This is a genomic window from Corallococcus exercitus (assembly GCF_042231735.1).
GTDB lineage: Bacteria > Myxococcota > Myxococcia > Myxococcales > Myxococcaceae > Corallococcus > Corallococcus exercitus_B.
Genome location: NZ_CP102577.1, coordinates 6,385,537 through 6,398,545, shown reverse-complemented (window position 1 = coordinate 6,398,545; position 13,009 = coordinate 6,385,537). Strand labels below are relative to the sequence as shown.

Below are 13,009 nucleotides of genomic sequence, written 5' to 3'. Positions count from 1 at the left end.
CTTACCGCTTTCACTTTCATTTGTCTGTAATTCAAGAAAGTTTAGAAAGATACGAAGGTTGAGGCTGACTTGAGCCGCCGTGCGATTCGTGGCGACATGCGGGCGCCCCGAGGGGTGAGCAGTGCCGGGGCCGCGAGGAGGCGGATGTCCGCGACCGATACGACCGTGGCCCTTCCGCTCCCGGACTCACTCCTGGCCGCGCTGGAGGAGGCCGAGCGTGAGCACCCCGAGGCGTGCATGGTGCTGCGCGCCGTGCGCTCCAGCAGCGGGGCCATCCTCGACTTCGAGTGGCTGTGGGCGAACCCCGCCGCCGCCCGCGCGCTGGGCCGTGGTCCGGAGTTCCTCCGGGGCCGGCGCCTGGGCGAGGTGGCCTCGAAGGACGGCATCGCCGGCCGCCTGGACCTGCTGCGCCAGGTGGTGGAGTCCGGACGGCCGCACGCGGACAACTTCACCGAAGGGGACGTGTTGATGCAGGGCACCGCGGTGCCCCTGCGTGACGGGGTGCTGCTGCGCCTGCGTGACGTCACCAGCGCCCAGCGGGTGGAGGAGGGGCTGCGCGAGACGCTGGACTGGGTGCGCGACGTGCTGGAGAGCATGCCGGACGCCTTCTTCACCGTGGACACGGACTGGCGCCTCACCTACGTGAACCGCAACGCCGCCGCGCTCACCGGCCGCTCGCAGGAGGAGCTCTTCCGCCGGGTGCTGTGGGACGCGTGCCCGGAGCTGTGCGGCACCCCGTTCGAGCGCGCGCTGCGCGAGGTGGCCGCCGAGGAGAGCTACCGCCTCTTCGAGCTGCGCACCGGCCGGGACCGCTGGCACGACGTGCACGTCTGGTCCAGCGGCCGCAACATCTCCACCTACGCGCGCGACATCACGGACAAGAAGCGCGTGCAGGCGGAGCGCGACGCGCTGCTCGCCCGCGAGCGCTCCGGCCGCCTGGAGGCGGAGGCGCTCGCCCAGCGCCGCACGCACGAGCTGATGGCCGCGCGCGAGCGGCTGGTGCAGTCGGAGAAGCTGGCCATGGCGGGCCAGCTCGCCTCGGGCGTGGGCCACGAAATCAACAACCCCCTGTCCTATGTCAGCGGCAACCTCCAGTTCGCGGTGGAGCAGCTCATGCCGCTCGCCCGCCGTCCGGACGCCGGCCCCGGGGTCCAGGACGCCCTGAACGAGGCGCTGGAGGCGCTGCGCGAGGCGCGCGAGGGGGCGGAGCGGATCCGCGTCATCGTGCGCGACCTGCAGACCTTCGCCCGCGCGGACGAGCTGCGCCTGGGGCCCGTGGACGTGCACGCGTCGCTGGAGTTCGGCGTCACCATGGCGATGACCCACCTGCGCAGCCGCGCCCAGCTGGAGCGCAGCTACGGCCAGGTGCCGCCCGCGCTGGCGCACGAGGCCCGCCTGGGCCAGGTGTTCCTCCACCTGCTCATCAACGCCGCGCACGCCATCCCCTCCGGCGCCTTCGACCGCCACCGCGTGACGCTCACCACCCGCCGCGAGGGCGCGTGGGTGCTGGTGGAGGTGTCCGACACCGGCATGGGCATGACGCCGGAGGTGCTCCAGCGCGCCTTCGAGCCGTTCTTCACCACCCGTCCCGTGGGCGAGGGCAGCGGCCTGGGGCTGTCCATCTGCCTGGGGCTCGTGCGCAGCATGCACGGCGAGCTGACCGCCACCAGCATCCCGGGCCTGGGCAGCACCTTCCAGGTCCGGCTGCCCATCGCGGAGCGGTTCGTGAACCCGGGCGTGCCCGTGGCGCGCGCGGAAGAGGGCGCTTCCCGCAAGCGCGTGCTGGTGGTGGACGACGAGCCGCAGCTCACCTCGGTGCTCCGGCGCATCCTCGGCCGGCAGCACGACGTGGTGGTGGCGCACAGCGGCCGGGAGGCGCTGGCGCTGCTGGAGCAGGACGACGCCTTCGACCGCATCTTCTGCGACCTGATGATGGCGGACCTCACCGGCATGGACGTGCACGCGGAGCTGGCGCGGCGCCGGCCGCAGCTCCTGTCGCGCTTCGTGTTCATGACGGGGGGCAGCTTCACGGACCGCGCCCGCGCCTTCCTCCAGGCCGTGCCGCTGCCGCGCATCGAGAAGCCCTTCGAGCCCGGGGTGCTGCACGCGCTGGTGGAGTCCTCGCCGCCGCGCACCGGCTAGCGCGGCGGCGGGAGGGGGCCTACAGCTTCACCTCGTCGCGCTCCGGCCGCGTGATGTACGCGGTGGTGGGGTTCGCGGGGTCGGTCAGCCGCTTCATCAGGCTGTCCATGCCGTTGGAGCGCGCGAAGGCCATCTCGTTCTTCGTCACGCCCACCAGCGTGAGCAGCTCCACCTGGCCGCTGGGCAGGGTGAAGTGGCTGGGGCGGTTGGCGTCCTTCACGAACACGAAGCCCGCGAGCTTCGTCTCACCGCCGGTGAGCGTGCCGTCCACCGGGTAGCGGTGCCCCATGGCGAACAGCCGCGCGCACACGAGGTTGTAGGCCATCATGTCCAGGAGGCGCAGGATGGGCCAGCGCTCCTCCTCGGGCGTGTGGATGACCATCTCGTAGCCCAGACCGCTGCGGGCGTCGTCCGGAAGCTCCTCGCCGGGGGCCACCGTGAAGGGGTTGGACAGGCCGCTCGTCACGTAGGTCCAGTACGGGTGCTCCGGGCTGGGAGGCGCCACGCGCACGCCCATGGGCAGCCAGTTCGGATCCATCTCCGTGCCCTGGGCCAGCTCGCTCTCCAGCCACCCCTCCAGCACGCCCGTGCCCTCCAGGAGGTCCACCTCCTCACGGATGGCGCCGAACAGCTTCGGGTACTCCACCTCGTCGCGGTCCGCCCAGCAGTCTTCGTACCACTGGATGAAGTCTTCCTCTGTCTCCGGGACTTTCATGGGGGCGGACTCTAGAGGTTCACCCCGATTTCACAACTTGAACCGAGCGCGGACGTCCATTGGCCGGTGGGCTGGCGGACAGACGTTCAGGTTTTCAGGTTCCGGTGGACCCGGGGGCTGGGAGGGCGCCCCACGGCTTGAGGCCGCAGATGCGCTCCGCCTCCTCCACGGCGGGCGCCAGCCGCGCGTGCTCCATGCGCAGGAAGCTGCGCACGGCCTTGTCCAGGCGCTTGTCGAAAATCAGGTGGGCGCTGTGCACGGCGGTGGGCTCGAAGCCGCGCGACACCTTGTGCTCGCCGCCCGCGCCGGGCTCGAAGACCTTGCGCCCCGCGCGGATGCAGTCGTCCACGGAGTGATACAGGCAGACGTTGAAGTGCAGGAAGGGGTGCTCCTGCGTGCAGCCCCAGTAGCGGCCGTAGAGCCGCTCCGGCGTGGCCAGGTTGAAGGCCCCCGCGATGACCTGCCCGTCCTTCACCGCCTCCACCATCTCCACGGCGTGGGGCAGGTCGCGGAAGACGCGCTCGAAGAAGCCCGGGGTGAGCTGCACCTGGCCCCAGGCGTGGCGCTCGCAGGTGGACGTGTAGAAGGTGTACGCGCGCCGGGCGTGCTCCACCGTCAGGTCCGCGCCCCGCACGGTGCGCAGCTGGATGCCCTGCGTGGCCGCGGCGGCGCGCTCGCGCTTGAGCTGGTTGCGGCGCTTGGAGTCGAAGCGGGCCAGGTAGTCGTCGTAGCGCTGGTAGCCCGGGTTCTTCCAATGGAACTGGAGCGTGATGCGGCGCGCGAGCCCGGCCTCCTCCAGGAAGTCCGCCTCTTCCTCCGTGGGGTAGAGCACGTGCACGCCGGAGCAGTCCTGCTCCTGGGCGCTCTCCACGGCGGACTGGAGCAGCGCGCGGCGCAGGCTTCCCGCGTCCTCGCCCGGGGCGGTGAGGAAGCGCGGCACGGTGGCGGGGGACAGGGGGCCGCCCACGAGCAGCTTCGGGTAGTACTCCACGCCCAGCTGGGCGGCGGCGTTGGCCCAGCCGAAGTCGTAGATGTACTCGCCCATGCTGTGGAACTTGAGGTAGGCGGGCGCGGCGGCGACCAGCTTCTTGCCCCGCCACAGCGTCAGGTGGTGCGGGGCCCAGCCGGTGTCCTCGGTGGCGCTGCCGCTCTCCTCCATGGCGGACAGCCACGCGTGGCGCACGAAGGGGGGCGCGCCCTCGGCGACCAGGGCATCCCACTGGGCGGCCGGGACATCGCGGATGGCATCGAGAATGCGGACCTGGAGCGGGGTGTCAGCGGGCACGGGGGCAGTCTTAACGCGGGCCTGTCTCCTTCGCTCCCGTTCGTCCCGCTGGAGGGCACCCGGGCGAGGGGGCCCGGGGCCCGAGGCCCGGCGCCCTACGAGGCCTTCTTGCGGGGCGGGGCCCTGGTCCGGGCGGACATCACGCGGGGGAGGTTGTCCTCGATCCAGGAGGTCAGCGCCTCCACGTGGACGGCCACCTCTTCCCCCAGGGGCGTGAGGCTGTAGTCGACGTGGGGGGGAATCACGGGGTGGGCCTCCCGGTGGACGAAGCCGTCCTGCTCCAGCGCCTGGAGCGTCTGGGCGAGCATCTTCTCGCTCACCCCGCCCACCTTGCGGCGCAGCTCGCTGAAGCGGTGGGTGCCCTCCTCCTTGAGCGCGACGAGCACCAGCACGCCCCACTGGCTGGTGACGTGCTCCAGGACGCCGCGCGAGGGGCACATGGCCTGGTACAGGTCCCCGCGCTGCTTCACCTTCTCCAGCAGTGAACTGCCCTTGCGTGCCTTCATGAGGGGACACTTACCACGAGGTACGTACTTACGAAAAGTGAGTACCCCCGTTACGGTAAGCCCAATCGATTCGCGCCTGGAGCGCGAGCAAGGAAAGGGCGGAGCCATGTTCGTTGTCACGGGAGCCACGGGGAAGCTGGGTCGGTTCGTCATCGAGGGCCTGCTGAAGAAGGTGCCGGCGAGCCAGGTGGCGGTGGCGGTGCGCAATCCGGACAAGGCGAAGGATTGGGCCGAGCGCGGCGTGCAGGTGCGCAAGGTGGACTACGACCGGCCGGAGACGCTGAACGGGGTGTTCGGCAAGGGGGACACGGTGCTGCTCATCTCCGCGAACGAGGTGGGGAAGCGCTTCCCGCAGCACTCGGCGGTGATTGGAGCGGCGAAGAAGGCGGGCGTGAAGCTGCTGGCGTACACGAGCATCCTGTTCGCGGACACGAGCGGCCTGTCGCTGGCGGGGGAGCACAAGGCGACGGAGGAGGCGATCCGCGCGTCGGGCATCCCGTTCGTGTTCCTGCGCAACGGCTGGTACGTGGAGAACTACACGGAGCACATTGGGCCGGCGCTCCAGTACGGCGTGGTGCAGGGCAGCGCGAAGGAGGGCCGGGTGGCGACGGCGACGCGCCAGGAGTACGCGGACGCGGCGGTCGCGGTGCTGACGGGCACGGGCCACGAGAACCAGGTGTACGAGCTGGCGGGGGACGCGGGCTTCACGCTGCCGGAGTACGTGGCGGAGCTGTCGCGCCAGTCCGGCAAGCCGGTGAAGTACGTGGACCTGCCGGTGCCGGAGTTCTCCGCGGCGCTCCAGCAGGTGGGCGTGCCCAAGCCCTTCGCGGACACGCTGGCGGACGCGGACGCGGGGCTGTCGCGCGGGGAGCTGAACGACACCCGCCGCACGCTGAGCCGCCTCATCGGCCGGCCCACGGCGCCGTTCGCGAATGCGATTGGCGCGGCGCTGAAGCAGGGCTGAGGTTCGGGTTGCGCCCCTGGCCCGCGAGGTCACCTCGCGGGTCAGGCTTCCTCGTCAGGCAAGAGCCGGCGGAGCAGTTCGTCATCGTGCCCGAGCGGTTGCCAGCCGGGCGGTGGCGGATGGGCGAGGAGCGCATCGCTGGCCTGATCAACGCGCTCCTTGTGAGTTTCTGGGGTGTAGGCGAACCACGAGCCGAGTGCCTTGGCTACCTTGAATCGGTTCGCGTCATCCAGCACGGCCGGCCAACCCTTGGGAAGGCTCTGGGACAAGAGGCGCACGAGAACATCTCGGACAAAGCGCGTGACCTGCTTGCACTGCTCCGCCTCTGCGAGCAACCCGCTCAACACCTGCACTGCGGCAACGTCATCGTTGCCAAGCTCGTCGGCCAGCGCGTACAGCGGGACAGCAGGGCGCGCATCGGCAAAGGCAGTGAGCGAGTCGAAGCCGCGCGCGCGGACTCGTTCGTACAGGCGTGCCTTGATGTTGCCCCTCCATGCATCTCCGCTGCTCATCGTCTTCTCCGGGCGTGGCGGGTGGATTGGGGAAGTGGTGGGCGGAGAGTTTCGCCAGCAGCCACTGCATGTTCGTGGACGTTACCCGGTGCATGAGGGCCGGTCCGGAAGATTGGCGTGGAACGGGCGGCTTGGGTAGGGTCCAGGTTCGATGCCACGCACCCTACCTGGCTGGTTCGTTGCCTTGCTTGTCCTCGCGGCCGCTCCAGCCCTGGCGGGGCCGCGAGAGAAGGCGCAGGTCCGGACCCTGGTGCTGTCGGAGCATCCGGACGACGCGGCCCATCGCATCCATGTGGTGGGGCAGATCGTCACGGTGCTTCGCTTCGAGCAGCCTTGCGACCCGTTGAAGACGAAGCTGTTGGGGTGGGAGGGGCGCTTCGAGCCGCTGGTGGTCGAGGGGAAGCGGGTGGTGATCGAGCCCCTCCGGGCCCTGGCGGCGGATGAAAGTGTTCCCCTGCTTGTGAAGCTCGCGGACGGGACGGAGTTGTCGTTCCTGCTCCGGCCGCCCGTGGAGGAATGGGGCCGGGCGGATCAGCAGGTGGACGTTTTCAAGGACCGCGAGAGCTATCAGGCCCTCGTCTCCGTGCTGGCGCGTACGCTCAAGGCGAAGAATGCGTTGGAGGAGGAGAACGCGCGGTTGCGTGAGGAGGAGACCTCCGCGGACCATGCACTGGCCGCGCTGCTGGTTTCAGGGGCCGAGGCGCAGACGCCGTTCCGGCTGATCAAATCCTGGGAAGCAGTGGAAGCGGGCTCCAAGCTTTCGATGAAGCTCTACTCGGGCAAGGGCAAGGCCGCGGTCACCATCGCCGTGAGGAATCAAAGTGAGGAACGCCCGTGGCGGACGGTCCGAGCGAAGCTGTCCTCGCTGAAGAGCCAGGAGCCGCGAACGGTGGCTGTCCGTTCCGAACACGCTTTGCTCACAGCGGGGCAGTCAGGCACCTTTGCCTTCGTGGTGGATCGGAGCGCCTTCCTTGATGCCAAAGGGCATCTGGAGACCCTGATGCTGGAGATCTACCGGTATGACGGCCTCCGCCATGGCTATGTGGTCCTGGACCCTCGTCTTGTGCGTGAGTAAGAGCCGCAGGATGGTCTCCAGGACGCTTGAGTTCGCGTGCGGTCTCATCCTCGTCGTCCTGATCGCGGGTTGCGCTGGTTCCGCGACAGGGAAGGTGAGCCTGCGGCCCGATGGAACCCCTGGGCCCGAGAAGTGCCCGGAAGAAGCGCTCAAGGCGATGCGCTATCTGCGATTGGGCGTGGGGGATGGTGCGACCGCCGAGCTCGACGCGAACCAGATGGATGCCCGCCCCATCACCCTGTACGAGGGTCGTGTGGAGAGCGTGTTGCTCGACGACCTTGGAACGCTGGAGTCACCGACGCGCCTTTATGGGTACGTCTGGACGAGCGGACCTCAGGCGGTCATCCGCTACTACGAGGCACTTCCGCCGGGTGCAGCACAGCGGGTGCCCATCTGTGCGGTGGCGCGGACGGCGATGAACCAGCTCCGGAAGCGTCCTGAGTCGTTGCCTGGAACCGCTGTCCTCGAGTTTTCCATTGGCGGCGTCTTCATCGTGGACGAGTTCCTCTAGGCCCTCGGGCCCCCATGGATGAGAAGGTGAGAACCCGGAGGGGGCACCCTGCCGGGGCGCACCGCACGAACCTGTCCGACAGTCGGACAGGTTTTGAAGCCGCGGCGGTCAGGAGGTGGACTGGAGGCATGTCGGGCGGTTGGGGCACTTCTTGCTACGCGCGACACGGAGGCAGCCATGATCGTCGTCACGGGAGCCACGGGCCGGTTGGGCCGTTTCGTCATCGAGGGCCTGTTGAAGAAGGTCCCCTCGAACCAGGTGGCGGTCGCGGTGCGCAATCCGGACAAGGCCGCGGCGTGGGCCGCGCGCGGCGTGCAGGTGCGCAAGGCGGACTACAACCACCCGGAGACGTGGGAAGGCGTGTTCTCGCAAGGCGACACGGTGCTGCTCATCTCTTCGAGCGAAGTGGGCCAGCGCCGCAAGCAACACCAGACCGTGGTGGACGCGGCGAAGAAGGCGGGCGTGAAGTTGCTGGCCTACACGAGCATCCTGCACGCGGACACGTCGCGGATCGTGCTGGCACCGGAGCACCTGGACACGGAGAAGGCCATCCGCGCATCGGGTGTTCCGTTCGTGTTCCTGCGGCACAACTGGTACCTGGAGAACTACACGGAGGCCGCGAAGCGGACGCTGGAGCAGGGCGTGCTCCGGGGCTGCGCCAAGGACGGCCGTGTCGCTCCGGCCACCCGCCAGGACTACGCGGACGCCGCCATCGCGGTGCTCACCGGCACGGGCCACGAGCACCAGGTGTACGAACTCGCGGGCGACACCGGCTTCACGCTGGCGGAGTACACGGCGGAGCTGTCACGCCAGTCCGGTAGGACGGTGACGTACCAGGACCTGCCACCCGCGGAGTTCGCGTCCGCGCTCATGCACGCAGGCCTGCCCAAGGGCTACGCCGACGTGCTGGCGAACGCGGACGAAGGCATCGCCCGGGGCGACCTGAACGACACGGGCCGCACGCTGAGCCGACTCATCAGCCGGCCCACCACGACGCTGGCCGAGGCACTGCGCACCGCGCTCCCGCAGGGCTGAAGCCACGGATTTACTCTTCCTGGTATCGAGGCATCACGAGCCACTTTTCGCCATGGGAACGAGGAGGTGGCAGGTCCGCGAGCACCTTCAAGAGCTTGCCTTCAATCTCCGTAAGGGAGTCAGTCAGCGCCTCAGGTGCGAGTTGGGCCACATCCTCAAGCTCCGTTGCAAGGTGGATGGCGCGACGGAGTTCGGAGTGTACCTCCATTGCATCAAGGCGGGACAGAAGCGCCGGCCCGAGAAGCCGGCTGCATGCATAGGCGGGAGACAATGTACCCAGGGAAATCACCCGGCACATGCCCAGAGCCGTGATCGTCACGAAGCGTTGCAACTCGTCGAGGCCTGCTGCCTGGAGGACGATGGCTTCAGACGGGGACTCATGGGGCGGGTGCGGAGGATTCACAGGTTGCTCCATCCGGGTTTGACCTTGAAGTCGAAGACCTTTCCGGACGCACTTTCGAAGTAGTGGAGGGACACCTTCTCGCTTCCGACCCAGCCATCCTTGTAGACCTTGGCCCAGGTCCCAGGCTCGACTTCCCGTAGCTTCTCCAACAGTGCCTTGTTGGACACGGTGTTCCGCGTCGTCCCATTCTGGACGGCCTTGAATCCGGAAGGATACCCGGGAGCGTTCTTCACGCCGTCGTAAACGGAAGCCACTCCGCCGTTCCCACCTGAAGGCGACGGGTTCCCAGCCCCTTCCCAAGCAGTCGCGGCCACGGCGGTGGATGCGACTCCAATGGTGAGGACGCCCTCCGCGAGCGAAATGGAACGGACCCCGCCGGAGGCCGCGGCGGTCAGGTGGAGTCCGGCGTTGGTCTCCGCCGCGAGGGCTGCCCGCGCGAAGCCCGGAAGCATGGGGCCTTTCGCGGCCACGTTCGAAGCACCTCCGCCCAGGGCCGCGGTGAGCGCCAGGATGAGAATCCTGGCACCGCTGGTCCCCATGACCTTGCCGAAGCGGTGCCCTGCATCCTCCAGTTCCTCGAAGGTCACCGCCCGCTCAGCCTCGTTGGACAGGCGCTCCCAGCCCCTCACGAGTTGGACGAAGGTCTCCAGCCCCACGTACGCGATGACGTAGGTGGTGAGGGCGATGGCAACGAGCTTCGTGATGGGCTCGGGCATCACGAGCAGGGCCATATAGGCCGCCATGGCCGTGGAGATCATGGCCCTGAGCATCAGGGGGTTGACCACCTCCACCACGGCCCCCTGTACGCCATCCCAGACGCCGTCCCAGGCGAAGGACAGCGCCAGCCTTCTGCGTGCACTGACGTCCAGAAAGGAGAAGCCGTCGTCCAGCAAGGACAGGCATTCCGTTGGCATCTCCTGACGGGAGCACCACTCCGTCGGATCAAGCTTCTGCTCACGCGAAGCAGGCCCCCAGGAAGCGAGTTGGAGGCGGGAGCGGGGCTGCTGCTCGGCCTGGAGGGGGAAGCGCATCTCCAGCACGAGCTGGAGCAACACCTCCCGGAATCCGTCCTCGGGTATGGGAATGGGATCCACACTCCGGGGAGGCGTGTAGACGATGGGGGAGCCATCACCCGTGTCCAACTGGATCACGCGGGAGGTTGCACACCCCACGCAAAGCAGTCCCAGGAGCAGAAGGCCCACGCCGCGTTGCTTCATGTCGTCCTCCCGGCACGCATCCTCACGGGAAGCATGCGTGCGGGGACTGACATCCACGGCCGTACCACGACAACCGCCGGGGCAGGGTATGCCCCGGATGATTCACGGCCTCAGGCCGTCTGCGCTCCGGCGCCGCTCTGGCGGGCCACTTCACGCGGCTCCGGGTACACCGCGCGCTGGGGCGTGGTGATGCGGATGACGCCCAGCTTGGACAGCACGCGCATCACCTGCCACGTGGGGTCGATTTCGAAGGCGCGCGCCGCGAAGTTCGGGCTGCTGCCGTACTTGTGGTGGTTGTTCTGGAACAGCTCCCCCATGCACAGCACGTCCACCGGCAGCGTGTTGCGCGACTTGTCGCTGCCCTTGAAGTTCCGGTAGCCGTACTTGTGCCCGCACCAGTTCACGATGGCGCCGTGCACCGGCCCCATCACGAAGTGCACCGGCAACAGCAGGAACTGCCAGGGCGACGTCGCGAACGTCACGTAGAACGCCGTGTACAGCGCCACCCAGCCCAGCACCGCCCACCAGGACTGGCCCAGCGTCTCGTCCACGAGCTTCCACTCCGGATAGCCACCCTCGAAGCGCGGCTCCGGCTGGATCTTGCGCGTCAGGATGCCCGAGTAGCGCTCCTTCGTGTGCCACATCATCCGCAGCACGTCCTTGAAGTAGTGCGGCGAGTGCGGGTCGTTCTCCGTGTCGGAGAACGCGTGGTGCTCGCGGTGCAGGATGGCGTACGCCCGCGGCGACAGGTACGACGAGCCCTGCACCAGGTAGGTGAGCAGGTGCATCACCTTCTCCGTGCGCGGCCCCATGCTGTACATGCGGTGCGCCGCGTAACGGTGCTGGAAGAAGCTCTGGAAGAAGACGCAGAGCAGCCAGTGACTGATGAAGAAGATGACGATGGCCATGACTCTCCCGTGCTGACAGACACAGGGCTAACACCCCCGCTGTCACGGCAATGTCAGCGCTCCCCACGTCACCGGCACCGCCCCTGCCCCTGCGTCCCTTCCCGGACGCACGCCATTGAGCGTCCCATTCCCCCACCTGTCCGCTGGTGGATAAGCCCCCGTGCGGCCACCCATTCGCCCCCGTCCCACGCGCCTCACCGCGACGTTGCGGGCCCTCCCCAAAGGAGGGCAGAAGGGCACGCGGCGCGTCACCCCGGGCTTCACTCCCCATGCGCCCAGGAGCCTCCACCGTGGAGCGGTCAACCCTCGTCGGACTCGACAAGCAGCACGTCTGGCACCCCTACACCGCCATGGAGCAGTACATCGCGAAGACGGATCCGCTGGTCATCGTCCGCGCGGAGGGCGTCTGGCTCCATGACGCGGACGGCCAGCGCTACCTGGACGCCAACGGGTCCTGGTGGGTGTCCACCCTGGGACACCGCCACCCGCGCCTCGTGCACGCACTCACCGAGCAGCTGGGCAGCCTGGCCCACGTCTCCCTCGCGGGCATCACCCACGGCCCGGCGGCCCGGCTGGGCGAGGAGCTGACCGCGCTGGCCCCCGGCGCGGACCGGGCGGACGTGCCCGCCGGACAGAAGCTGTCGCGCGTCTTCTATTCGGACAACGGCAGCACCGCGGTGGAGGTGGCCATCAAGATGGCCGCGCAGTACTGGGCGCAGAACGGCCGCCCCCGCCGCACCCGCTTCATCACGCTGACCGGCGCCTTCCACGGCGAGACGCTTGGCGCCACCAGCGTGGGCGGCGTGCACGAGTTCCGCGACGTGTTCGGCCCGCTGCTCTTCGACGTGGTGCACGTGCCGTCCCCGGCCGAACCCGACGGCCCCGCGAGAGCCCTGGCGCAGGTGAAGGCCGCGCTGGCGGCGGACCCGGATGGCATTGCCGGCGTCATCCTGGAGCCCGTCATCCAGGGCGCGGCGGGCATGTGGATGTCGTCGCCGGACTTCGTGCGCGAGGTGCGCGCGGCCACGCGCGCGGTGGACACCTTCCTCATCGCCGACGAGGTCTTCACCGGCATGGGCCGCACCGGCGCGCGCTTCGCGGTGGACCTGGCCGGCGTGGTGCCGGACCTCCTGTGCCTGGCCAAGGCGCTCAGCGGGGGCCTGCTGCCCTTCGCCGCCACGCTCGCGTCGGAGCGCATCTTCCAGGGCTTCCTGGGGGCGAAGGACCGGGCGCTCTATTACGGCCACTCGTACTGCGGCAACCCGCTGGGCGCGGCCGTGGCGCGCGAGGTGCTGGCCGTGTACCGCGACGAGGACGTGCTGGGGCAGGTGCAGCGCAAGGCCCCGCGCGTGAAGGCCGCCTTCGAGCGCATGGCCGCCACCCTCCCCGGGCTGGTGCGCCCGCGCGCGGTGGGCCTGGTGGGCGCGGTGGACCTGGGCGGCGGGGGCTACTTCGCCGACAGCGGCTGGCGCGTGTACGAGGCCGCCCGCCGCCGCGGTCTGTACCTGCGCCCCATGGGCAACACCGTCTACATCGCGCCCGCGCTCAACATCCCGGACGCGGACCTGGACCTGCTGCTCGCCGGCGTGGAGGACAGCCTGCGCGAGGTGGCCGCGGGCTGATTCCGGGGGGCGGAGTGGCGGAGCGCTGCGTCCGCTCCCGCCACCCGGCGCGTGCCGGGAAGCCCCCTTCCGCCTCCCGGTGCTGCGAGGCCATCACCGTGCGCATCCGTGAGT

At 69.1% G+C, this 13,009-nt stretch carries 13 protein-coding genes; 6 read left to right on the top strand and 7 right to left on the bottom strand.

Annotated features, from left to right (window positions below):
• Positions 1–144 precede the first annotated feature (144 nt).
• The gene (locus NR792_RS25365; protein WP_375755262.1) at positions 145–2,142 is read left to right on the top strand and encodes an ATP-binding protein; all 1,998 of its coding nucleotides are present in this window, start codon (positions 145–147) and stop codon (positions 2,140–2,142) included.
• 19 nt (positions 2,143–2,161) lie between these two features.
• On the opposite strand, the gene NR792_RS25360 is transcribed toward NR792_RS25365, so the two are convergent.
• The 3 genes from NR792_RS25360 to NR792_RS25350 form a co-directional block, all read right to left on the bottom strand.
• Entirely contained in the window at positions 2,162–2,857 is a 696-nt protein-coding gene (locus NR792_RS25360) for a suppressor of fused domain protein (RefSeq protein ID WP_375755261.1), read from the bottom strand.
• A gap of 94 nt (positions 2,858–2,951) precedes the next feature.
• Positions 2,952–4,142: a GNAT family N-acetyltransferase gene (locus NR792_RS25355; RefSeq protein WP_375755260.1), complete on the bottom strand. Its 1,191-nt coding sequence runs from the start codon at positions 4,140–4,142 to the stop codon at positions 2,952–2,954.
• 95 nt (positions 4,143–4,237) lie between these two features.
• Complete coding sequence (locus tag NR792_RS25350; protein ID WP_375755259.1) at positions 4,238–4,648, bottom strand: winged helix-turn-helix transcriptional regulator; 411 nt, start codon at positions 4,646–4,648, stop codon at positions 4,238–4,240.
• 106 nt (positions 4,649–4,754) lie between these two features.
• On the opposite strand from NR792_RS25350, the gene NR792_RS25345 reads away from it, so the two are divergent.
• Positions 4,755–5,612 carry an SDR family oxidoreductase gene (locus tag NR792_RS25345; RefSeq protein ID WP_375755258.1) on the top strand — a complete coding sequence of 286 codons (858 nt, stop codon included), beginning with the start codon at positions 4,755–4,757 and terminating at the stop codon, positions 5,610–5,612.
• Between the two features lie 41 nt (positions 5,613–5,653).
• On the opposite strand, the gene NR792_RS25340 is transcribed toward NR792_RS25345, so the two are convergent.
• Positions 5,654–6,124, bottom strand: a complete 471-nt coding sequence (locus tag NR792_RS25340) for an NUDIX hydrolase (protein ID WP_375755257.1) — start codon at positions 6,122–6,124, stop codon at positions 5,654–5,656.
• 184 nt (positions 6,125–6,308) lie between these two features.
• Here NR792_RS25340 and NR792_RS25335 point away from each other — a divergent pair, with 184 nt between their 5' ends.
• From NR792_RS25335 to NR792_RS25325, 3 genes are all read left to right on the top strand, one after another.
• Positions 6,309–7,199 (top strand): DUF2381 family protein, encoded by an 891-nt coding sequence (locus NR792_RS25335; protein WP_375755256.1) that lies wholly within the window; start codon positions 6,309–6,311, stop codon positions 7,197–7,199.
• A gap of 10 nt (positions 7,200–7,209) precedes the next feature.
• Positions 7,210–7,710 carry a serine/threonine protein kinase gene (locus NR792_RS25330; RefSeq protein ID WP_375755255.1) on the top strand — a complete coding sequence of 167 codons (501 nt, stop codon included), beginning with the start codon at positions 7,210–7,212 and terminating at the stop codon, positions 7,708–7,710.
• Between the two features lie 177 nt (positions 7,711–7,887).
• Positions 7,888–8,745, top strand: a complete 858-nt coding sequence (locus NR792_RS25325; RefSeq protein WP_375755254.1) for an SDR family oxidoreductase — start codon at positions 7,888–7,890, stop codon at positions 8,743–8,745.
• A 10-nt stretch (positions 8,746–8,755) separates the two neighbouring features.
• Here the strand turns inward: NR792_RS25325 and NR792_RS25320 are convergent, their stop codons facing one another.
• From NR792_RS25320 to NR792_RS25310, 3 genes are all read right to left on the bottom strand, one after another.
• Positions 8,756–9,148 carry a DUF3969 family protein gene (locus NR792_RS25320; RefSeq protein ID WP_375755253.1) on the bottom strand — a complete coding sequence of 131 codons (393 nt, stop codon included), beginning with the start codon at positions 9,146–9,148 and terminating at the stop codon, positions 8,756–8,758.
• Complete coding sequence (locus tag NR792_RS25315; protein WP_375755252.1) at positions 9,145–10,365, bottom strand: hypothetical protein; 1,221 nt, start codon at positions 10,363–10,365, stop codon at positions 9,145–9,147. The genes NR792_RS25320 and NR792_RS25315 overlap by 4 nt, the downstream gene beginning before the upstream one ends.
• Before the next feature lie 110 nt (positions 10,366–10,475).
• The gene (locus NR792_RS25310; protein WP_375755251.1) at positions 10,476–11,273 is read right to left on the bottom strand and encodes an acyl-CoA desaturase; all 798 of its coding nucleotides are present in this window, start codon (positions 11,271–11,273) and stop codon (positions 10,476–10,478) included.
• A 290-nt stretch (positions 11,274–11,563) separates the two neighbouring features.
• Between NR792_RS25310 and bioA the strand changes: the two genes are divergently transcribed.
• A complete protein-coding gene (gene bioA / locus NR792_RS25305; protein WP_375755250.1) occupies positions 11,564–12,895 on the top strand; it encodes an adenosylmethionine--8-amino-7-oxononanoate transaminase in 1,332 nt (443 codons plus the stop codon).
• Positions 12,896–13,009: the final 114 nt, after the last annotated feature.